This window comes from Sulfitobacter sp. L-8, assembly GCF_056859255.1.
On record NZ_JBSXOD010000036.1, the window covers coordinates 53,906 to 74,045 of the forward strand.

The window sequence follows — 20,140 nt, forward strand, 5'->3', positions numbered from 1 at the left end:
ATGAGCAAGACACAATTTAATAGGACAGCAGCAACCCGAACCGAAAGGATCATATTTCATGTCTATCCTGCGCATTGATTCATCCGCGAATACTACAGACTCTGTAACCCGCGCCCTGACCGACCGTATTATCGCGAAACTCGGTGACACGGACGTCACCGTACGCGACCTGGCGCGCGAACCGCTGCCTCAGATCACCCATACATGGGCAATTGCCCGCGCCACCCCCGAAGAAAACCGTTCAGACGAACAATCCGAAGCACTGGCGGAATCCGATAAACTGGTCGCCGAACTTTTAGCCGCCGACACCATTGTCATCGGCGCGCCGATCTACAACTTCAGCGTTCCCCCGTCGTTGAAAGCGTGGATTGACCTCGTTGCGCGTGTTGGTGTCACCTTTCGTTACACCGAGGCAGGCCCCGAAGGGTTGGTCAAAGGCAAACGCGTGATCGTCGCCATGGCATCAGGCGGTGTCCCAGCCGGATCCGAAGCTGATTTCAACACAGGCTACCTCAGAGCGGTGCTCGGCTTCATGGGAATGACCGATGTGACCATCGTGTCAGCCGACGCCTTGGCCACCGATCCCGAAGGCACGATTGCACGGGCCAACGATGCAGTAGACGCGCTGGCGCAAGCGGCCTAAACCGGCTGATCCCGTACAAGCGCACCGGTAACGCGGGCGGGTTGACTCTCGCCCGCCCCTTGCCTAAACAACCCCCATTCCTCCGGAAGCATCATGTCTTCCGGTCTCTGGCGCAGTCAGAGATCGCCCCCCACCAGCGTGTTACGCCCGTGGGGGCATTTGTGTATTAAACGCTGGCGTCCTATTTAAGGACGAACCGCAACCGACCGAAGGGGGCCATGGCCCATGTTTGAGAATCTATCCGAACGCCTCTCAGGCGTCTTTGACCGCCTCACCAAGCAGGGTGCCTTGTCCGAGGAGGACGTCAAAACCGCCCTGCGCGAAGTCCGCGTCGCCCTGCTTGAAGCCGACGTTTCCCTTCCCGTCGCGCGCGATTTCGTCAAGGCCGTACAGGACAAGGCCACAGGTCAGGCCGTCACCAAATCGATCACCCCGGGCCAGCAAGTCGTCAAGATCGTCCACGACGCGTTGATTGACACGCTGAAAGGCGAAGGCGAACCCGGTGCCCTGAAAATCGACAACCCGCCTGCCCCCATCCTGATGGTCGGTCTGCAAGGCTCCGGTAAAACCACCACCACGGCCAAGCTCGCCAAACGTCTGAAAGACCGCGACGGCAAGCGCGTGCTGATGGCCTCGCTTGACGTGAACCGCCCCGCCGCGATGGAACAGCTGGCGATCCTCGGCGTACAGATCGGTGTCGACACGCTGCCCATCGTCAAAGGCGAAAACCCCGTCCAGATTGCCAAACGCGCAAAGACGCAGGCATCGATGGGCGGCTACGACGTCTATATGCTCGACACCGCGGGCCGCCTCTCGATCGACGAAGAGCTGATGAGCCAAGTCGAAGCGGTGCGCGATGTCGCCAACCCCCGTGAAACCCTGCTGGTCGTCGATGGTCTCACCGGCCAGGACGCCGTGCAAACCGCCGAAAACTTCAACGACCGCATTGGCATCTCCGGCGTCGTGCTGACCCGCATGGACGGCGACGGCCGCGGCGGTGCCGCGCTGTCGATGCGCGCCGTCACCGGCAAACCCATCAAATTCGTCGGCTTGGGCGAAAAGATGGACGCGCTGGAAACCTTCGAACCCGAACGCATCGCGGGCCGCATCCTTGGCATGGGCGACATCGTCGCCCTGGTCGAGAAAGCGCAGGAAACCATCGAGGCTGAACAAGCCGAAAAGATGATGAAGCGCATGGCCAAAGGTCAGTTCAACATGAACGACCTGAAAATGCAGCTTGAACAGATGCTCAAGATGGGCGGGATGCAAGGCATGATGGGCATGATGCCCGGCATGGGCAAAATGGCCAAACAGGTCGAGGACGCGGGCTTTGATGACAAGATCCTCAAACGCCAGATCGCCCTGATCCAGTCCATGACCAAGAAAGAGCGCGCCAACCCTGCCCTCCTGCAAGCCAGCCGTAAAAAGCGCATCGCCAAAGGCGCGGGCATGGAAGTCTCCGAACTCAACAAGCTCATGAAGATGCACCGCCAGATGGGCGACATGATGAAAAAGATGGGCAAGATGGGCAAGGGTGGCATGCTCAAACAAGCCATGAAGGGCATGATGGGCAAAGGCGGCATGCCCGGCGGCATGGACCCCTCCCAGATGGACCCCAAGGCACTGGAAGCCGCGGCCAGACAGATGGGCGGCAAGCTGCCTGGCAACATGGGCGGTCTAGGCGGCGCAGGGTTGCCCGGTGGCCTCTCCGGGTTCGGGAAAAAGAAATGACCCTTATTTCATTTTGCCAAATAAACTCCCGCCGGAGGCTCCCCACGCCGATGCGCACGCCATTCTACGCCACTAAAGGAGCCGCCGCATGACCAATCCCGTCACCCGCGCCGCCGAGGTTCTGAAAGAACACCGCGCCTCCATCGACCGCCTCGATGCCATCTTGGTCTATACCCTGGGTGAGCGGTTCAAACACACGCAGGCTGTGGGGAAACTCAAAGCCGAACACGACCTTCCCCCCTCTGATCCGGACCGCGAAGCGAACCAGATCAAGCGGCTCGAAGATTTGGCGAAAGAGGCTGACCTCGATCCCGAATTTGCCAAGAAGTTCCTGAACTTCATCATCGCTGAAGTCATTCAGCACCACAAACAACACCAATCATAGGCAGGGGCTTACCCCCTGCTTCTTTGCCAAACCAAAGGAAATACACTCATGTCCATGAAAATTCGTCTCGCCCGTGGCGGTTCCAAAAAGCGCCCTTTCTACCGCATCGTCGCCGCTGACAGCCGCATGCCACGTGACGGCCGTTTCATTGAAAAGCTGGGCACATATAACCCGTTGCTGGCCAAAGATAACGAAGAGCGCGTAAAAATGGATGTGGAACGCATCCAGCACTGGATCAGCCAAGGTGCCCAACCAACGGATCGGGTCGCACGCATGCTGGAAGCCGCTGGCGTCACGGCCAAGACCGAACGCAACAACCCCAAGAAAGGTGCGCCCGGCAAGAAAGCGCAGGAGCGTATTGAACAGAAGGCTTCCAAGGCCGCCGCAGCAGCGGAAGCGGCTGCCGCACCGGCAGAAGACGAAGCAGCCGCCGAATAATTGCTCAGGACTCTGGCGTCGGAACACCTGCGCCAGAGTTCGCCCGCATCCAGTGCTCAGTCAGCCCCTTTACCCGTACTGCCTCTGCGCTATACCTGTGATTCAACACTGCACTGATCGCGCCCTAGAGCGCATTCACTCGAAGGCCTCTCATGTTTCGCTTGCTTCGCCTTGCATTACTACTCGGCATTGGTATCGCCATCGGCATCTGGTTCGAACGATCCCTGATGAGGGCAGAATGTAAAGCAGGCGAAGGTCAATGGACCGGTACGATTTGCCTCAATTCGGAGCTACTGCAATGAGCGAAAAAATCCCGGTAGGACTGATCAACGGCGCTTACGGGGTCCGTGGCGAGCTCAGAATAAAAAGCTTTTGCGCCGTGCCGCAAGACATTGAAAAATACAGCCCGCTTTCATCCGAAGATGGAAAGAAAAGTTTCGCCTTGGCACTGGTACGTCCGGTCAAGAACGGTTTCGCCGCCCGCATTGCCGAAGTTGCCACGAAAGAAGAGGCCGACGCCATGCGCGGTACAGTGCTTTTCGCCCAACGTGATCAGCTACCCTCGCTTCCCGATGACGAATTTTATCATGCCGATCTCATCGGGCTGGATGTCTATGATACGGGCGGGGTCTTGATCGGCAAGGTCAAGACTGTGCAGAACCACGGGGCGGATGATCTGCTTGAAACGCAATTGTCCGGTTCCTCGGCCACCGTATTCCTCCCGTTCACGAAAATTGCCGTGCCGACCGTGGATTTGGCAGCGGGTCGGATCATAGCGGACCCGCCTGACGGGATATTGCCCGATGCCGATGAAAGCTAACCTGCGACATCTGATTTCTTTTCCCCGGAACCGGGCGGACCAATGAAAATTGTTCTTCACGCTGGTTTCCACAAGACAGGCACCACGACAGTTCAGAATGCCTTGAAGACCAACCGGTCGACCTTGGCACCTGAAATTCACATTCTGCTCAAGAATGATCTAACGGGTTTAATCGGTGCCACCAAAGGATATTCAAGCTCTCTAGCCCCGCTCGATCTCGCACTTATCAGTTTTGAAACCGCGCAGGTTGCCCAGACTCTGCGCGACCACCATGCGGTTATCATCAGTGCAGAGAGCCTCTGTGGCCATATCCCGGGCCGCGATAACATACGCGATTACGCTGCCGCCCCGGAGATTCTGCGCTGCATCACCGGCGCGATCAACCAAACTTTGCCGCAAGCGGAGTTGACCGTGGCGTTGACAGTCCGCCCTGCCTCCGACTGGCTGCTAAGCTGTTATACACAGCACCTGCGTGCCTCACGGATGCGGTCCACGGCTGATGAGTATCTGGATGAATTTGCCGACTGCGCCAATCTTGATGAGATGGCCCGGCTGATCGCAGACGCCGTGTCCCCGACCCCCACTCTGGTATACGACGCCCTGGCCAGCCGGCGGCACCGCCTGGGTTTGCTCGATAGTCTGCTGGATATCGTTCAGTATCCTGCGACAAAGCGGTCCGCGCTTGCACCTGTGGCGGATGCGAACATTGGACCGTCACCCGCCCAGCTTGCTGCATTGCTCGAAGTCAACCGGTCAGCGCAAAGCCAAAAGGACGTGCTCGCGGCACGGCAGCGGTTGATCAAGGGAACCACCTGATGCCGCGTCGGATCATACTGCACACGGGGTTTCACAAAACCGGTACGACAAGCCTGACGGCAACACTGCGCGCCAACCGTCCCGCGCTAAAACCATATGTCGCGATGCGTCTGCCACCGCAAATGCGCGAACTGATCAGCGCAACACGTGGTTACTCCACATGGCGCGATCCCCTTACACTGATAAAGGCCGAAATACGGTTTCGCGCGCTTTTGGACGGATTGCCCTCCATGCCCCGGCGCACTTTGATTATCACTTCCGAAGAATTGGGGGGGCACTTACCCGGTCGAGGCGATCTAAAAGACTATGGCGCGATGCCAGAGATCTTGTATCAATTCTGGTCCATCGCACGAGAAAAATTTTCCGGAGTGGATATCCAGGTTTACCTATCCACACGCGGGCAGAGAGACTGGCTCGAATCCGCATACTGGCAGCACGTCAAATCATCCTCGATGACGCTGGATCTCGATGTTTATCTGGAGCGATATCATGAATCTGGCAATCACGGATACATTGTCGATCAAATTGCCCGTCGGGTGCCCTGTCCGGTACATTGCACGTCGTTAGAAGAAAGCAGGCTCCGCCCTCTCGGACCAGCCGACCCGCTTCTGGATCTATGCGACATCCCTGACGCTCTGCGCCACACGTTGATACCGGGGGCTGCGCAGAACATTCGGCCTGACCCGCAAACATTGATGGCCTTGCTCGATGTCAACAGAACTGTCAAAGACCAGGCGGAACGCGTGGCAACTAAGAACGCCATCATGGCAAAGGCCGGTATGAAATGAACAATCCCCCCCGGTCGCATCGCCGCCAATCGGTACGCCCGTCGCTGAAACCACGTGAATTGATGCAGGACACACCTGATTACGCAGGGGTATGGCGCGCGGAAATAATAACGCTTTTTCCGGATCTGTTCCCCGGGGTGCTTGGTGCCAGTTTGACTGGACGCGCCCTTCAGGAAGGATCGTGGCAACTACGCACCCATGATTTGCGCAGCTATGGCGTTGGCAAGCACCGTAACGTTGATGATACCCCGGCCGGCGGTGGTGCCGGTATGGTGATGCGTGCCGATGTGGTCGGTCCGGCAATCGAGACTGCGATGGCCGGAGCCGCGGGACGCTGGCCGATCCTTTACATGTCGCCCCGTGGGCAGCGCTTTGATCAGGCGATGGCGCAGGATCTCGCAACCTGTTCCGGCGTCACTATCCTGTGTGGCCGTTTCGAGGGCGTGGATGAACGCGTGATGCAACATTATGGTGTCACTGAAGTATCGCTTGGCGATTTCGTGATGACCGGAGGCGAGCTGGCCGCGCAAGCGATGGTCGATGCCACGGTTCGTTTGTTGCCCGGCGTTTTGGGGAACGCTGACAGCACCGTAGAAGAAAGCCACTCTTCCGGCCTGCTGGAACACCCCCAATACACCCGCCCCGCCGAATGGCTGGGGCACCAGATTCCACCCGTGCTGATGTCAGGCAACCATGGCGAAATCGCCAAATGGCGTCTCGATCAAGCAGAGCAACTGACAAAATGCCGGCGCCCTGATATGTGGGCCAAATATTCCCCCAAGAAGTGACCGCCAAGGAAGCCAGACCATGCAAGACTTGACACGTACCCTTGACCACGCCCGTATTGACGAGCTGCCCAACCCTTATTTTGGCAAGGTCCGAGATTGCTACGACCTGCCTGACAACCGGCGGATTCTGATCTCGTCCGACCGTATTTCGGCGTTTGATCGTATTCTCACCGCGATCCCGTTCAAAGGTCAGGTGTTGACGCAAACCGCGCGATTCTGGTTCGACCATACCAGCGATATCTGCCCTAATCATGTACTGGAATACCCGGACGCGAATGTGGTGATCGGCAAGCGGTTAACCATCCTTCCCGTCGAGATTGTCGTGCGCGGGTATCTGGCCGGCTCGACCGGTACTTCGGTGCTGACCCTATACAAGAAGGGGGAACGGGAAATGTACGGCCACACGTTCCCCAATGGTTTGCGCGACAACCAGGCACTGCCTGCACCGATCATCACTCCCACCTCCAAGGAATTCGATGGGGGCCATGACGCCCCGCTGACCGCCAAAGAGATCGTCGACAAAGAGCTGCTGACCCAGGCGCAATGGGACCAGATCAGTGATATTTCCCTGCGGCTTTTCGCCCGAGGGCAGGAAATGGCTGCAAAGAACGGCTTGATCCTTGTCGATACAAAATATGAATTCGGCACCGACGCCGAAGGCAATATCTTTTTGGCAGACGAAATTCACACGCCGGATAGCTCGCGGTTCTGGTTGGCCGACGGATACGAAGCGGCACTGGAAAACAACACGCGCCCCCCGTCTTTTGACAAAGATGTGATCCGGTCTTGGGTCGATGCCCGTTGTGACCCCTACAAGGACGATATCCCGGAAATCCCGCAAGATTTGATCGCGGCAACCTCGCAGGTATACATAGACGCATACGAGGCGATAACCGGACAGGCTTTCAAACCCGATATGGAAGGGGCGACGGTACTGGCCCGAGTACGCGGCAATCTGGCTCCCTATTTCGCGACCTGACGCGCAGGGGAATACGTGGCAGAACTCTCTTGAAACGCCCGGTGCTTCCCCCTATACGACGGCTAGGTCTGGAATCGCTTTACGCGGCTCCAGCCTTTTCTGCATTCGCAGACGACAAGCAAAGTTGATGCTACCTTCGATGGGCCGCCGCGGCAGGCCCGACACTCAGACCGAAGCTCTTGGATCGCGCAAAACTTCGTGGATTAACCGCGAGCATTTATAGGAGAAGCATCAGATGAACCTGATCGCAGAAATCGAGGCGGAACAGATCGCCGAACTGGGGAAAGAAATCCCTGACTTCCGTGCCGGCGACACCGTACGCGTTGGCTTTAAAGTGACCGAAGGTACGCGCACCCGGGTCCAGAACTACGAAGGTGTCTGCATCGCACGTAACAACGGCAAGGGTATTGCCGGTTCGTTCACTGTGCGCAAGATTTCCTTTGGTGAAGGCGTAGAGCGCGTGTTCCCGCTGCACTCGACCAACATCGAAAGCATTACTGTTGTACGTCGCGGCCGTGTCCGTCGTGCGAAGCTGTACTATCTGCGCACCCGCCGCGGCAAGTCGGCACGTATCGTCGAGAACGCCCATTACAAGCCAAAATCTGGCGCGAACGCGTAAGGAGAGTTTTCATGAAAGCCGATACACACCCCGAATACCACACGATCAACGTCAAGATGACCGACGGCACTATCGTGGAAATGAAATCAACCTACGGCAAGGAAGGCGACCAACTGGCGCTGGATATCGACCCCTCTGTGCACCCGGCATGGAACGGCGGCACATCCCGCTTGATGGACACCGGCGGCCGTGTGTCGAAGTTCAAAAACAAATATGCTGGTCTGGGCTTCTAAAGCTTTACCATCATTCTGCATTCGTAATGGTGCGCCCCGACGTGGGGCGCACCATTTTTTGTTCAAGCCCCTGCGTCATCCGGGCCACGCTTTGGTAACATAAACACCTCCAAAGCACAGAGGGGCGCTTTTAAAACACGTGTACCTGCCATAAGATAGCCCGCAATGTGGCCTCGACTTAAGTCGGGGAATAAAAGGGACAGTTGACAATGGCGCATATAATCGTCGTCGGGAATGAAAAAGGCGGCGCGGGCAAATCGACCGTTTCGATGCACGTGGCAACCGCTCTTGCACGAATGGGTCACAAGACAAGCGTATTAGATCTGGATTTACGTCAACGCACTTTCGGGCGTTATGTTGACAACCGAAAAGCGTTTCTCAAGTCGGCCGAGCTTGACCTCCCATCGCCACAGATGCACGAGCTTCCCGAAATCGACCCGGAAACCCTGAATCCGGGCGAGAATATTTATGACCATCGGTTAAGCGCCGCCGTGGCCGAGCTGGAGCCTACCAGCGAATTCATCCTGATCGACTGCCCAGGGTCCCATACACGTCTCAGCCAGGTCGCGCATTCGCTTGCGGACACGTTGATAACGCCTTTGAACGATAGCTTTATCGACTTTGATCTGCTTGCCCATACCGATGCAAGCGGCGACAAGATCACCGGTCCTTCGGTCTATTCCGAAATGGTCTGGAATGCCCGCCAACTGCGCGCGCAGGCCGGCTTGGCCCCGATTGACTGGGTTGTCGTTCGCAATCGCTTGGGCGCGCAGCGCATGGTTAACAAAGACAAGATGGAACGCGCCATTCAGAACCTGAGCAAGCGCATCGGCTTTCGTATTGCACCCGGTTTCAATGAACGCGTCATCTTCAGAGAGCTGTTTCCGCGCGGGCTGACCCTGCTGGACCTCAAGGATATCGGCGTGAAGCAGCTGAACATATCCAATGTGGCCGCCCGACAAGAGCTGCGCGATCTGATGAAGGCGCTCGACCTGCCCGGCGTCGAAATCAACTTCTGATCCGTCTGCGGCGCAGCAGGAATATGACGTTTGATACAAACAGTGCGATTATCACGATTGCGCCGCCCACCAAAGCATGTTGACCCGGGTTTTCTCCGATCACGCCCCAGACCAGCAAAGGGGCCAAAACGGATTCCAGCAATACCAACAACCCAACCTCTGCCGAAGTGATATAACGCGGGCCAAGTGCCAGAAATACCGAGCTGCAAACGATTACGGTACCATGGAGCAATATCAATGGTGCCTGTTCCGGGGCGACGTTCAGCGGGTTTGCAAATGGCGCGATCACAGCGGCAACCACAAGATAGGCCATAGCGACGCCAGGCACCATCGATACCGCCTTGGCGCGCCGCGCTGCGGTCAGGCCTGCGGCGAACAGCGCCGATACCGCAACGGCCACCAGATCCCCCGTGATACTGGCGTGGGCGGTTTGCCCTGATCCATAGGCGATGATTGCGATACCGAACATTACCGCTGTAATGGTAATGACCATCCGTCTGCTGATAGGCTCGCCCAGAAATATACGGCTGAAGATCGTTGCGAACACCGGTAGCGACGCAAGAATGAAGACCACATTGGCCACCGAGGTCAAGCTTATTGCCAGCACAAACAGCACCCCGCTTGCCCCTGTCCCCACCATGTAAATCGCGCCGTAGCGCCCCGTACGCAGAACCGCGCGAAACGGGTCTACGCCTTGCGTCACCAAAATGCCTATGCCGATCATCCCACCCGCCAGCGTCAACCGCCAAAACGCGATCGTCAGCGCGGGCGCGTCGATAAGCCGGACAAAAAGCGAATCCGGCACCACGAACAGAACGCCCAAAACCGTAAGCATTAAACCCCATGCTTGATCCGTCATGTTCTACCTGCCGTCTTGCCAGAATTTCGGTCGCCGCTTGTCGATCCTCTGTCCTGCAATTTCACAAGTAGCTGTCGCAGCGCGTGGCGTTCGCCTTGGGTCATCCCGGCTGTAAGCTCGGCGTCGTATCGCTGGGCGACCGCGTAAAGATCCCTGTAAGCGGCCCGCCCTTGCGCAGTCAGCGACAAACGTTCAACGCGTCGGTCCTCATCATCACGAGCCCGGCTCACAAACCGCCGCTCCGACAGCTTCTGGACCGCACGGCTTATCTTGGTCTTGTGCATCTTGGCTCGGAATCCGATGTCTCGCGCCGTCATTTGCCCGTACAGCCCTAGATGAAACAACACCCGCCACTCGGTTCGCAACATGCCATATCGATCTTTATAGAACTGTTGAAATTGCATGCTGCTCGCCTCAGCCGCCTGGTTCAGCAGATACGGAAGAAAAAGCGTTAAGTCGAAATCATCATCAGACATCATGGGATCGCTTGTTAGTTACAAAAACAACTATTACAAACGTAACTGAGATTGCAAGCGAGGCTTTTATGACCGATCAGACCGACACCCCTGGCCTGACCAAAGCAACCGGCATGACGGGCCGGGCTGCGGATTACATGTCAGGCTTTGGCAATGATTTTGAAACCGAAGCCCTGCCCGGTGCCCTGCCCCAGGGCATGAACAGCCCTCAAAAGTGTAATTACGGCTTGTACGGAGAACAGCTTTCAGGGACCGCGTTTACCGCTCCTTCGCATCAGAATGAACGGACGTGGTGCTATCGGATCCGCCCTTCGGTCAAACATTCGCATCGCTATACCAAGATAGACCTGCCTTACTGGAAAACCGCGCCGCACATCCCGCGTGACGTGACCAGTCTGGGCCAATACCGGTGGGACCCGCTGCCACATGCGTCGGAAAAACTGACGTGGCTTACCGGCATGCGTACGATGACCAGCGCCGGGGACGTCAACATTCAAGTAGGGATGGCCAGCCATATCTACCTTGTCACCGACAGTATGGTTGATGCCTATTTCTACTCGGCCGACAGCGAGATGTTGATCGTCCCCCAAGAAGGTCGGCTGCGGTTTTGCACAGAGCTTGGGGTGCTTGATCTGGAACCCAAGGAAATTGCGATCATCCCGCGCGGTCTGGTCTACCGTGTCGAGGTGTTGGACGGTCCGGCACGCGGCTTCGTCTGCGAAAACTATGGTCAGAAGTTCGAATTGCCGAACCGCGGACCAATCGGTGCAAACTGCATGGCAAACCGGCGGGATTTCAAGACACCCGTCGCCGCCTTCGAGGATCGCGAGGCTGCGTCTACCGTCACGATTAAATGGTGCGGCCAGTTTCATGAAACCCGTATCTACCATTCGCCCTTGGACGTGGTCGCTTGGCATGGCAACTATGCCCCGGTCAAATACGATCTGCGCAGCTATTGCCCGATCGGGGCGGTACTGTTCGACCATCCGGACCCGTCGATCTTTACCGTCCTCACAGCGCCGTCAGGTGTCGAAGGCACTGCGAATATTGATTTTGTGCTGTTTCGCGAACGGTGGGCGGTTGCGGAAAATACCTTCCGCCCGCCATGGTATCACAAAAACGTCATGTCCGAACTGATGGGGAATATCTATGGCCAATATGATGCCAAGCCCCAAGGGTTCGCACCCGGCGGCATGTCCCTGCATAATATGATGTTGCCGCATGGCCCGGATAAATCAGCCTTCGAAAAGGCATCGAACGCTGATCTGAAGCCGGAAAAGCTGGATCACACGATGTCATTCATGTTCGAAACCCGTTTTCCTCAGCACCTGACCGAATTCGCTGCCAAAGAGGCATTGCTACAGGATGATTACATCGATTGCTGGGACAGCCTGGAAAAGAAGTTCGACGGTACCGCCGGATTGAAATAGCGCAGATACCTGCCAAAGACCCGCGGGCGCCCAACCTCTCTTTGCCAGCGATGCCGCAACTCAAGGACAACAGATGACACTGCTCACCTCCTGGGTCGAAAGCGCCAACAGCGCCGACACCGATTTCCCTCTCAACAATCTTCCCTATGGCGTGTTCTCAACCAACAGCCTGGACCCCCGTTGCGGTGTGGCGATCGGGGACATGGTGCTGGATATGGCTGCCGCTGAAAATGCTGGGCTGGTTGTCCTTGACGATGCGCCGGTGTTCAATGTGCCCTATTGGAACGATGTCATGGACCTCGGCCCTGACGCATGGAAGATGCTGCGTCTGCGGCTCATGGCCATGCTGACGGCGGATTCAGCAGAACAATCTGCTGTCGCTGCGCTGCTCATTCCAATGTCCGAGACCCGTCTACACCTTCCAATGGTGGTATCGGAATACACCGATTTCTATTCCAGCCGCCATCACGCTGTTAACGTCGGCACTATCTTTCGCGGAGCGGCAAATGCCCTGCCGCCCAACTGGCTTCACATGCCCATCGGTTATAACGGACGCGCATCGACTGTGGTGGTGTCAGGTACGGATATCCACCGCCCCAACGGGCAGATCAAATCATCTGACAACGACATGCCGACATTCGGACCCAGCCAACGGCTCGATATCGAACTCGAACTGGGTGCGGTCGTGGGCACATCTACCGATATGGGCACTCCGGTCAGCGTGGCACAGGCCGATGAAATGATCTTTGGCTACGTCCTTCTCAATGATTGGTCCGCGCGTGATATCCAGGCCTGGGAATACCAACCGCTTGGTCCCTTTCAGGCCAAGGCATTCGCGACCTCGGTCTCACCCTGGATCGTCACGCCCGCCGCGCTTGATCCGTTCCGGACCTCTACACCCGAACGGGAAACAGAACTGCTCGACTACCTGAAAGAACCCCGCCCGATGCTGTTCGATATCGATCTCTCTGTTCTGATCCAGCCGCCGGGCGGAACCCACGAAGTGATTGCGCGCACCAACTACAAGACCATGTATTATTCTGCGGCGCAGCAACTTGCGCATCACAGCTCCTCGGGCTGCGCGATGAACGCCGGCGACCTGCTCGGCTCCGGGACGATTTCGGGCCCCGACAAAGGTACCTATGGCAGCATGCTCGAACTCAGCTGGGGCGGGTCCGCCCCGCTGAGCCTCGCCGACGGTTCAACGCGAACCTTCGTCGAAGACGGTGATACCATGATCCTCACCGGTCGGGCCCAGGGCAGTGGCTACCGGGTCGGGTTCGGTGCCTGCGCAGGCACGATCCTGCCAGCCGTTTCCTTTCCATGACCCAGGTTTCATTTTGCCCGATAAACTCCCGCCGGAGGCTCCCGCACTCGGCCCCCCCGCAATGTCCGAAAGTAAAGGAATCCAGATGTCCAAAAAATTCGCATCCCAAGGGGATACCGCTGAAAAGCAGATCTCTTTCACAGAGGTGGGCAGGGATCTGTGGGCTTTCACCGCTGAAGGTGACCCGAATTCCGGTGTGATCATCGGTGACACATCCGTTATGATCATCGAGGCCCAGGCGACCCCGCGGCTGGCAAACAAGGTTATCGAAAAGGTAAGACAGGTCACCGACAAACCCATCACCCATGTCGTTCTGACCCACTATCATGCTGTTCGTGTCCTGGGTGCGTCGGCTTTTGGTGCCAACCAGATCATCATGTCCGAGATGGCGCGCGGCATGGTGACCGAGCGCGGCCAGGAAGACTGGGATAGCGAATTCCAGCGTTTTCCCCGGCTGTTCGAAGGCCACGAATCCATTCCCGGGCTGACCTATCCCACCACGACGTTCAATGACCGGATGACAGTCTATTTGGGCAACCGCCGCGTCGATCTGATGCATCTGGGCCGCGCCCATACCGCAGGCGACATCGTGGTTCATGTGCCTGACGAAAACGTCATGTTCACGGGCGATATCGTCGAATACAATTCAGCATGCTATTGTGGTGACGGTCACTTTGGCGACTGGGGCAACACCCTGGATGCCATTAAATCGTTTGACGTGGACGCGATCGCGCCGGGTCGGGGTGACGCTCTTGTGGGGCGGGACATGGTCAACACCGCGATCGAAAACACCCGTGACTTCATCGAAAGCACCTATCGCCCCGCCGCGCGTGTGGCCGCGCGGAACGGGTCTCTCAAAGACGCATGGGATGCGGTAAGGGCAGAATGCGATCCGAAGTTCGCGGATTATGCGATCTATGAACATTGCCTGCCGTTCAATGTCGCCCGCGCCTATGACGAAGCCCGCGGGATCGCGCATCCTCGTATCTGGACCGATAAGCGCGACCTCGAGATGTGGGAAAAATTGCAAAGTTAACTTAGCGGCGGGCTTTTCCTATGGCTTACGACTATACGCCTTTCCCGTATACTCCACCCCCTGGCCTGACCCACGCCGAACCACGGCATCGCGTGGTCATCGTCGGGGCCGGGCCCATCGGTCTCGCCATGGCGGTGGATCTGGCCCTGCAAGGCATAGCGACCGTGGTGCTGGACGACAATAACGTTGTTTCGGTCGGATCCAGAGCCATCTGCTGGGCCAAGCGAAGCCTGGAAATATGCGACAGGCTTGGCATCGGAGAACGCATGTTGGCCAAAGGGGTCACGTGGAAGGTAGGCCGTAATTTCCACAAGGGCGACCAAGTGTACGCGTTCGACCTTCAGCCCGACATGGGATTCAAATACCCCGCCTTCATTAATCTTCAGCAATATTACGTCGAACAATATCTCATTGATCGCGCCCGCGAATTCTCTGACCTCATTGACCTTCGGTTCCTGAACAAGGTCATCGCACACACAGATTGCGGCGACCACGTAAAACTCGAGGTTTCTACTCCCGACGGCGACTACCCTCTGGAAGCCGAATACTATATCGCCTGCGATGGCGCAGGCAGCCCAACACGCGAACGCATGCAGCTTGCTCTCGACGGTCAGACATTCGATGAAAATTTTCTCATTGTCGACGTTGAGATGGAAACCTCTCCGTTTGGCGATCACGCGACACCGGAGCGCTGGTTCTGGTTCGCGCCGCCGTTTCACAGCGGCCAATCCGCCTTGCTGCACAAACAACCAGACAACATATATAGAATAGATCTGCAACTTGGTCCGGATACCGACCCCAAGGAAGAGGCCACCGAAGCCAAGGTGCGGCCCCGGATTACGGCGATTGTGGGAAATGCACCGTTCCGCATCGACTGGATGAGCGTATACAGGTTTCGCTGTGCAAGACTGAACCGCTTCGTGCACAATCGCGTGATTTTCGCCGGGGACAGCGCCCATGTGGTAAGCCCGTTCGGGGCGCGTGGCGGCAATGGCGGCATTCAGGATGTCGACAACCTTGGATGGAAGTTAGCCCTCGTATTGCAAGGCAAGGCTTCCCCGGCGCTTCTTGAGAGCTATAACGAAGAGCGCGTAGAGGCCGCGGACGAAAACATGTTTAATTCGGCCTGCGCCACGAACTTCATGACCCCGCGCTCTTCTATCGAAAGGCTCTTTCGCGATCAGGTACTGGCGCTTGCGGCCCGGCATCCCTTTGCACGCAAACTAATCAACTCGGGACGTTTGTCGCAGCCTTGCGTTCTCTCTGGATCATCGCTGCAAACCAGTGGGCCTGCACCTTTGTCGCCCGGGCATGCGCTGGTTGATGCGCCCCTGACCGGCAGGGCCGGACCCGCATGGCTGATAACCGAAGCCCAAGGGCGTTTCACTCTGGTCACCGCCAACGATCAACCGCTGCCCGACATCACGGGTATCGAACGCATTGGCATCGACCAGGCGGAAAGTTGTTACCCCTGCTTCGCGGACAGCGAAGGCTGCTTCAAGGCTCGATACGGTACCGCACATATCTATCTGTTTCGGCCCGATGGGCACGTCTGCGCGGTGTTTGATACGCCTGATGTCGATGCCATCGTCACAGCCCACAACCGCGCCATGGGAGCCACGCAATGATCCTTCAGGACAAGCTCGGCGAGGACGCCGACACCTTTTACAAAGCGTTAATCTCGGCACATGAGGGGCTGACGGAAGCCCAAAGTCATACTCTGAATGCCCGGCTGGTCCTGATGATGGCGAACCAGATCGGTGATCTCGGCATGCTGACAGATATCTTCGAAACCGCGCTTCAGGATTTGCCGGATTAGGCTCATGCGGCGACCGCAAACCTTGCCTCGCGCAAACATCCGTAATGTTTCCACCACGACAAAGGGTTGACGCATGGGGTTCCGATGTTTGACACTCGGATTTGCACGCTATGTTTAACGCGAGCCAACAATAGCAGCAAAGCTGTATCACCGATTGCGTGGCTTGTTCATGCGCATTGTCGAAGGCGGTCTTTGCTTCAAGAAGGCACGTCATTCCAACAGAGAGGAAGAACATGAGTTTTTTGACCCGTACCGGAAAGCCTTTACCTAAATCTATCTTGGACTCCGCGGAAGCAGCCAAGAGAGATCCCGTAAACCGCCGCGAGTTTCTGGCGCTTGCAAGCGCGTTTGGTGCCACGACGGCAACGGCCTATGCGATGATCGGCATGCCGGCCCCTGCTTTCGCAGCAGCGCACAAGGAAGGCGGCACCGTACGCATGCAGATGGAGGTCCGCGCCCTTAAGGACCCCCGCACCTATGACTGGTCGCAGATCGCCAATTTCTCCAGAGGCTGGCTCGAGTACCTTGCGATTTGGGAAAATGACGGCACGTTTACCCCTGCTTTGCTGGAAAGCTGGGAAATCAATGATGACGCAACAGAGTACACGCTGAATGTACGAAAGGGTGTCACTTGGAATGACGGGACCCCCTTCACCGCTGCCGATGTTGTCCGCAATATTGTCGGCTGGTGCGACAAATCGGTAGAAGGCAATTCGATGGCTGGCCGTTTTGCAACGCTTATTGACGAAGAAACCGGCCAGGCGATCGACGGTGCCATCACCGCTGTGGATGACCACACAGTCAAGCTTGCTCTGCCGCGCCCTGACATCACGTTGATCCCCGGTATGGCCGATTATCCTGCGGCCATCGTGCCCGAAGGGTTCGATGCCGAAACCATGTTGGAAAATCCCGTTGGCACTGGCGCATATCTGCCAGAGTCGCTTGAGGTCGGTGTAAAAAGCGTTCTTGTGAAAAATACCGATCACAAGTGGTGGGGAACCGAAGTTTACGGCGGTCCATACATAGACCGGCTGGAATACATCGACTATGGCACTGATCCGTCTGCATTTGTCGCGGCTGCGGAAGCAGAGGAAATTGATGCGACCTATTCCATCGAAGGCGAGTTCATCGACGTATTCGGCACATTGGATGGCTGGAATCAAAACGAGATAGCCACAGCGGCTACCATCGTAATCCGTCCGAACCAGCTTGCAGAAGTTGACGGCAAGAAACCCTATGCCGATGTACGGGTACGCAAAGCGCTTAGCATGGCCGTCGACAACGGGGTTCTGCTGGAGTTGGGATACGCAGGCCGAGGTCTGGTGGCAGAAAACCATCATGTTGGTCCGATGCACCCCGAATACGCAGAGCTTCCCCCGCGCCAGGTCGACCCCGCTGCCGCAAAGGCGTTGATGGACGAAGCAGGCATGGGTGACTTCGAACACGAGCTATTTTCGATTGATGACGCGTGGCGCAAAGACACCACTGATGCGGTCGCCGCGCAATTGCGTGACGCGGGTATCAAGGTAAAGCGGACGATCCTGCCTGGCTCCACCTTCTGGAACGACTGGACGAAATACCCGTTTTCCTCCACCAACTGGAACCCGCGACCCTTGGGTGTCCAGATTTGGGCATTGGCGTATCGTTCCGGTGAAGCGTGGAACGAATTCGGTTGGGCCAACCCCGAATTCGATGCTTTGCTGACCAAAGCGCTGTCAGTTGCCGACGTGGAAGCACGCCGCGCGATCATGGCCAAAGGTGAGGCGATGATTCAGAATGAAGGTGTCACGATTCAACCCTATTGGCGGTCCTTGTTCAACCACACCAAAAAAGGGCTGGTCGGTGCCGAGCACCACATTGGCTTTGAATTTCACCCCGCGCGTATCGCGTGGACAATGTAGAGTTACTTCCATCCATTGGGAAAGGGCCGCACATCTTGCGGCCCTTTTTTATGGCGAGGTCTTCAAAAGCCTTGTCAAATTATCCGCCGGTCCCCACAGGTCTGCATCAATTCTTGCTAGCGTTCCAAGCTTGGTACGGAGCACGCTCAGACTGACCTCGGCGGCACGTTGATGCATGTTCGCCAGACCAATCTTGTGCAACGCAAGCCGGTCAAGGTTCTCTCTGGTCATGTTTTCTGACACAAGCTTGGCCGCCGCGTTGATCATGCCTAACAATACAGCCTCTGCTGCTTGTGCCGGTGTCATCGGGACTGCCCGAATGCCGGCAAAACGAGCCTCCTCGACGATCAGATCTTCGATCAAGGGATCAACCACTGCGCCGCCGCCGCCCGGATAACGATACCACCCCACCCCGACCGATCGCCCCAACCGCCCTTCGCGCACCATACGGTCGGCGACCAACAGGTGCTGACCTCCTGCCTGGCGACGTCCAAAGGCAACCTCAAGCCCAACATCATCTTGTGCTTTCAAGATTCCCGGCGCGAACCCTGTCTGTTCCAGCGCCTCATCCAATTCCCATGGGAGACATCCGACAAGCGTCAACCGATCAATCATCGCCAGCGCTGCGTCTTGCAGGATTGTCCCTTCAAAGACGTCCGTGCGTTGACTGACCGAACAGGCGCACCCGAGCAACCCGATCAGGTCTATTGCAGCGCTGCGCGTGGCTTGGGACGCAGCGCCAAAGGCAACCTCGACCATGCTCATGTGCGAAACATCCATCGCTACAGTCTCGAGCGGACGGGATCCATCACCAAGTATCTCGGGCCCGTCCACCACCACAATCAGCGTCTTCCGGGGCGCGTGGGTAACATCACAGCCGCGACAGACGAACCCTGCGCATCTGTCGGGGATCACCGTGCCCACAGTCACATGAGCGTCCCGCAAGCGCCGCTGCACTATATCGCCCATGCGCGCTGCATCATGCGGGTTGGGTTCGACTACGACCACCGTTCGCCCTGCTGCGACCAATGCCTCTATCAGCTTCAGTGAGGTGGTGCCCAAATCATACAAGACGTGCGGCAAAGACAGTGTCGTCACGCCGTTGGCACGTCCAGGAAATGCCGCTTGTGAATGATCTTCAACAGATCTTCCAGCGAAGCCTTTACAGGGCGATTTGAGGTATTGATCTGTGCATCCGCACGTTCGTAAAGCGGGGTGCGTGTATCCAACAGGTTCTTGAGCTGGGTCATCGCCGCCGGGTTTCCCTCCATCGGGCGTACGTCACCCTGCGCCCGGACCCTCTGCATGTATTCAGATGGGCTCGTGTAGACCCAGATCGTGTGGAACTGTTGCAGGAGCCGCGCATAGGTCGCAGGGTCTGCCACCACCCCTCCGGCCACGGCCAGGATCATCCGGTCAAGCCGTTCGGTCACGCGCGCAAGCGCTTCGGCCTCCATCTCGCGATAGCCTTCTTGCCCATAAAGCGCCATGACTTCGGCGATGGGCATCTCGCTCGCCGCCTCGATCTCTTTGTTCAATTCGACAAAGGGTAGCCCCAAAGCGGCACCTGCAAGCTTGCCCAACGTGGATTTGCCCGCACCGCGCAGACCGATAAGGCAGATCCTTCCTGCGCGCTGTGCTGTCGGGCTTTGCCGGGTCAGCGTCGCATAAACCTGTCGCTGAATATCCTGTGGCGCCTTGGCGAACAGCGTAGCGACCCGTTCGACCTCGCGATCCCAGGGTGGGCGTTCCGATAAAAGCATTTCGATTTTGACATCCAATGCCTGCGCCACGCGCTGAAGCAATATGACGGAAATATTGCCTTCGCCTGCTTCAAGCTGTGCAAGATATCGCGGCGACACGCCGGACATTTCAGACAGTACGCGACGCGGTAAACCACGCAATTTGCGCGCTTCCCTTACCCGGACCGCCAAACGTTGGATCAGCTCTTGGCCCGCTAAGGTAGGATGTTCGGTATCTCGCATCATGCTCGCTTTGTGTAGGATAATGCAAAACTATTCGCACCGTAAGCG

At 57.2% G+C, this 20,140-nt stretch carries 22 protein-coding genes; 18 read left to right on the plus strand and 4 right to left on the minus strand.

All coding sequences use genetic code 11. The annotated features are described in order from the left end of the window. Positions 1 to 58: 58 nt before the first annotated feature. The 12 genes from AC13DE_RS04595 (at position 59) to AC13DE_RS04650 (ending at position 9,259) form a co-directional block, all read left to right on the plus strand. Positions 59 to 643 (plus strand): FMN-dependent NADH-azoreductase, encoded by a 585-nt coding sequence (locus AC13DE_RS04595; protein WP_483047181.1) that lies wholly within the window; start codon positions 59 to 61, stop codon positions 641 to 643. A gap of 225 nt (positions 644 to 868) precedes the next feature. Further along, positions 869 to 2,374, plus strand: coding sequence for a signal recognition particle protein (ffh, locus tag AC13DE_RS04600; RefSeq protein WP_483047182.1), 1,506 nt, complete (start codon positions 869 to 871; stop codon positions 2,372 to 2,374). Positions 2,375 to 2,462: 88 nt separating this feature from the next. Continuing rightward, complete coding sequence (locus tag AC13DE_RS04605; protein ID WP_446296605.1) at positions 2,463 to 2,759, plus strand: chorismate mutase; 297 nt, start codon at positions 2,463 to 2,465, stop codon at positions 2,757 to 2,759. 48 nt (positions 2,760 to 2,807) lie between these two features. Further along, positions 2,808 to 3,197 (plus strand): 30S ribosomal protein S16, encoded by a 390-nt coding sequence (gene rpsP, locus AC13DE_RS04610; protein WP_446296604.1) that lies wholly within the window; start codon positions 2,808 to 2,810, stop codon positions 3,195 to 3,197. 298 nt (positions 3,198 to 3,495) lie between these two features. Continuing rightward, positions 3,496 to 4,017 (plus strand): ribosome maturation factor RimM, encoded by a 522-nt coding sequence (rimM, locus tag AC13DE_RS04615; protein ID WP_446296603.1) that lies wholly within the window; start codon positions 3,496 to 3,498, stop codon positions 4,015 to 4,017. 42 nt (positions 4,018 to 4,059) lie between these two features. Continuing rightward, the gene (locus tag AC13DE_RS04620; protein WP_483047183.1) at positions 4,060 to 4,833 is read left to right on the plus strand and encodes a hypothetical protein; all 774 of its coding nucleotides are present in this window, start codon (positions 4,060 to 4,062) and stop codon (positions 4,831 to 4,833) included. Continuing rightward, positions 4,833 to 5,621, plus strand: coding sequence for a hypothetical protein (locus tag AC13DE_RS04625; protein ID WP_483047184.1), 789 nt, complete (start codon positions 4,833 to 4,835; stop codon positions 5,619 to 5,621). Before AC13DE_RS04620 ends, AC13DE_RS04625 begins: the two co-directional genes overlap by 1 nt. After that, positions 5,618 to 6,409, plus strand: coding sequence for a tRNA (guanosine(37)-N1)-methyltransferase TrmD (gene trmD / locus AC13DE_RS04630; protein WP_446296600.1), 792 nt, complete (start codon positions 5,618 to 5,620; stop codon positions 6,407 to 6,409). The genes AC13DE_RS04625 and trmD overlap by 4 nt, the downstream gene beginning before the upstream one ends. Positions 6,410 to 6,428: 19 nt before the next feature. Then, complete coding sequence (locus tag AC13DE_RS04635) at positions 6,429 to 7,388, plus strand: phosphoribosylaminoimidazolesuccinocarboxamide synthase (RefSeq protein ID WP_483047185.1); 960 nt, start codon at positions 6,429 to 6,431, stop codon at positions 7,386 to 7,388. Between the two features lie 235 nt (positions 7,389 to 7,623). Next, positions 7,624 to 8,007, plus strand: a complete 384-nt coding sequence (rplS, locus tag AC13DE_RS04640; RefSeq protein WP_446296598.1) for a 50S ribosomal protein L19 — start codon at positions 7,624 to 7,626, stop codon at positions 8,005 to 8,007. 11 nt (positions 8,008 to 8,018) lie between these two features. Continuing rightward, positions 8,019 to 8,240, plus strand: a complete 222-nt coding sequence (rpmE, locus tag AC13DE_RS04645; protein WP_446296597.1) for a 50S ribosomal protein L31 — start codon at positions 8,019 to 8,021, stop codon at positions 8,238 to 8,240. A gap of 209 nt (positions 8,241 to 8,449) precedes the next feature. Continuing rightward, on the plus strand, positions 8,450 to 9,259 hold the full coding sequence (locus AC13DE_RS04650) for a division plane positioning ATPase MipZ (protein ID WP_446314259.1): 810 nt from the start codon (positions 8,450 to 8,452) through the stop codon (positions 9,257 to 9,259). Here the strand turns inward: AC13DE_RS04650 and AC13DE_RS04655 are convergent. Further along, complete coding sequence (locus tag AC13DE_RS04655) at positions 9,249 to 10,118, minus strand: DMT family transporter (protein ID WP_446314258.1); 870 nt, start codon at positions 10,116 to 10,118, stop codon at positions 9,249 to 9,251. The two genes, AC13DE_RS04650 and AC13DE_RS04655, sit on opposite strands and share 11 nt — an antisense overlap. Next, positions 10,115 to 10,594: a MarR family winged helix-turn-helix transcriptional regulator gene (locus tag AC13DE_RS04660; protein WP_483047227.1), complete on the minus strand. Its 480-nt coding sequence runs from the start codon at positions 10,592 to 10,594 to the stop codon at positions 10,115 to 10,117. Before AC13DE_RS04660 ends, AC13DE_RS04655 begins: the two co-directional genes overlap by 4 nt. Positions 10,595 to 10,707: 113 nt before the next feature. Between AC13DE_RS04660 and hmgA the strand changes: the two genes are divergently transcribed. The 6 genes from hmgA (at position 10,708) to AC13DE_RS04690 (ending at position 18,107) form a co-directional block, all read left to right on the plus strand. Further along, entirely contained in the window at positions 10,708 to 12,024 is a 1,317-nt protein-coding gene (hmgA, locus tag AC13DE_RS04665; protein WP_483047228.1) for a homogentisate 1,2-dioxygenase, read from the plus strand. Between the two features lie 73 nt (positions 12,025 to 12,097). Next, entirely contained in the window at positions 12,098 to 13,351 is a 1,254-nt protein-coding gene (fahA, locus tag AC13DE_RS04670; protein ID WP_483047186.1) for a fumarylacetoacetase, read from the plus strand. A gap of 85 nt (positions 13,352 to 13,436) precedes the next feature. After that, complete coding sequence (locus AC13DE_RS04675) at positions 13,437 to 14,387, plus strand: MBL fold metallo-hydrolase (RefSeq protein WP_483047187.1); 951 nt, start codon at positions 13,437 to 13,439, stop codon at positions 14,385 to 14,387. A 20-nt stretch (positions 14,388 to 14,407) separates the two neighbouring features. Beyond that, on the plus strand, positions 14,408 to 16,015 hold the full coding sequence (locus AC13DE_RS04680) for an FAD-dependent monooxygenase (RefSeq protein WP_483047188.1): 1,608 nt from the start codon (positions 14,408 to 14,410) through the stop codon (positions 16,013 to 16,015). Further along, the gene (locus tag AC13DE_RS04685) at positions 16,012 to 16,206 is read left to right on the plus strand and encodes a DUF2783 domain-containing protein (RefSeq protein ID WP_483047189.1); all 195 of its coding nucleotides are present in this window, start codon (positions 16,012 to 16,014) and stop codon (positions 16,204 to 16,206) included. Before AC13DE_RS04680 ends, AC13DE_RS04685 begins: the two co-directional genes overlap by 4 nt. 233 nt (positions 16,207 to 16,439) lie before the next feature. Beyond that, positions 16,440 to 18,107, plus strand: coding sequence for an ABC transporter substrate-binding protein (locus AC13DE_RS04690; RefSeq protein WP_483047190.1), 1,668 nt, complete (start codon positions 16,440 to 16,442; stop codon positions 18,105 to 18,107). A 48-nt stretch (positions 18,108 to 18,155) separates the two neighbouring features. Here the strand turns inward: AC13DE_RS04690 and AC13DE_RS04695 are convergent, their stop codons facing one another. Together AC13DE_RS04695 and AC13DE_RS04700 are read right to left on the minus strand one after the other, a co-directional pair. Continuing rightward, positions 18,156 to 19,205 (minus strand): 3-hydroxyacyl-CoA dehydrogenase family protein, encoded by a 1,050-nt coding sequence (locus tag AC13DE_RS04695; protein WP_483047191.1) that lies wholly within the window; start codon positions 19,203 to 19,205, stop codon positions 18,156 to 18,158. Further along, the gene (locus AC13DE_RS04700) at positions 19,202 to 20,095 is read right to left on the minus strand and encodes a helix-turn-helix transcriptional regulator (protein ID WP_446313784.1); all 894 of its coding nucleotides are present in this window, start codon (positions 20,093 to 20,095) and stop codon (positions 19,202 to 19,204) included. The genes AC13DE_RS04695 and AC13DE_RS04700 overlap by 4 nt, the downstream gene beginning before the upstream one ends. Positions 20,096 to 20,140: the final 45 nt, after the last annotated feature.

Excerpts from the sequence above, each read along its gene's own strand:
- AC13DE_RS04595 (WP_483047181.1), top strand. The coding sequence starts at position 59 with ATGTCTATCCTGCGCATTGATTCATCCGCGAATACTACAGACTCTGTA.
- ffh (WP_483047182.1), top strand. The coding sequence starts at position 869 with ATGTTTGAGAATCTATCCGAACGCCTCTCAGGCGTCTTTGACCGCCTC.
- AC13DE_RS04605 (WP_446296605.1), top strand. The coding sequence starts at position 2,463 with ATGACCAATCCCGTCACCCGCGCCGCCGAGGTTCTGAAAGAACACCGC.
- rpsP (WP_446296604.1), top strand. The coding sequence starts at position 2,808 with ATGTCCATGAAAATTCGTCTCGCCCGTGGCGGTTCCAAAAAGCGCCCT.
- rimM (WP_446296603.1), top strand. The coding sequence starts at position 3,496 with ATGAGCGAAAAAATCCCGGTAGGACTGATCAACGGCGCTTACGGGGTC.
- AC13DE_RS04620 (WP_483047183.1), top strand. The coding sequence starts at position 4,060 with ATGAAAATTGTTCTTCACGCTGGTTTCCACAAGACAGGCACCACGACA.
- AC13DE_RS04625 (WP_483047184.1), top strand. The coding sequence starts at position 4,833 with ATGCCGCGTCGGATCATACTGCACACGGGGTTTCACAAAACCGGTACG.
- trmD (WP_446296600.1), top strand. The coding sequence starts at position 5,618 with ATGAACAATCCCCCCCGGTCGCATCGCCGCCAATCGGTACGCCCGTCG.
- AC13DE_RS04635 (WP_483047185.1), top strand. The coding sequence starts at position 6,429 with ATGCAAGACTTGACACGTACCCTTGACCACGCCCGTATTGACGAGCTG.
- rplS (WP_446296598.1), top strand. The coding sequence starts at position 7,624 with ATGAACCTGATCGCAGAAATCGAGGCGGAACAGATCGCCGAACTGGGG.
- rpmE (WP_446296597.1), top strand. The coding sequence starts at position 8,019 with ATGAAAGCCGATACACACCCCGAATACCACACGATCAACGTCAAGATG.
- AC13DE_RS04650 (WP_446314259.1), top strand. The coding sequence starts at position 8,450 with ATGGCGCATATAATCGTCGTCGGGAATGAAAAAGGCGGCGCGGGCAAA.
- AC13DE_RS04655 (WP_446314258.1), bottom strand. The coding sequence starts at position 10,118 with ATGACGGATCAAGCATGGGGTTTAATGCTTACGGTTTTGGGCGTTCTG.
- AC13DE_RS04660 (WP_483047227.1), bottom strand. The coding sequence starts at position 10,594 with ATGTCTGATGATGATTTCGACTTAACGCTTTTTCTTCCGTATCTGCTG.
- hmgA (WP_483047228.1), top strand. The coding sequence starts at position 10,708 with ATGACGGGCCGGGCTGCGGATTACATGTCAGGCTTTGGCAATGATTTT.
- fahA (WP_483047186.1), top strand. The coding sequence starts at position 12,098 with ATGACACTGCTCACCTCCTGGGTCGAAAGCGCCAACAGCGCCGACACC.
- AC13DE_RS04675 (WP_483047187.1), top strand. The coding sequence starts at position 13,437 with ATGTCCAAAAAATTCGCATCCCAAGGGGATACCGCTGAAAAGCAGATC.
- AC13DE_RS04680 (WP_483047188.1), top strand. The coding sequence starts at position 14,408 with ATGGCTTACGACTATACGCCTTTCCCGTATACTCCACCCCCTGGCCTG.
- AC13DE_RS04685 (WP_483047189.1), top strand. The coding sequence starts at position 16,012 with ATGATCCTTCAGGACAAGCTCGGCGAGGACGCCGACACCTTTTACAAA.
- AC13DE_RS04690 (WP_483047190.1), top strand. The coding sequence starts at position 16,440 with ATGAGTTTTTTGACCCGTACCGGAAAGCCTTTACCTAAATCTATCTTG.
- AC13DE_RS04700 (WP_446313784.1), bottom strand. The coding sequence starts at position 20,095 with ATGATGCGAGATACCGAACATCCTACCTTAGCGGGCCAAGAGCTGATC.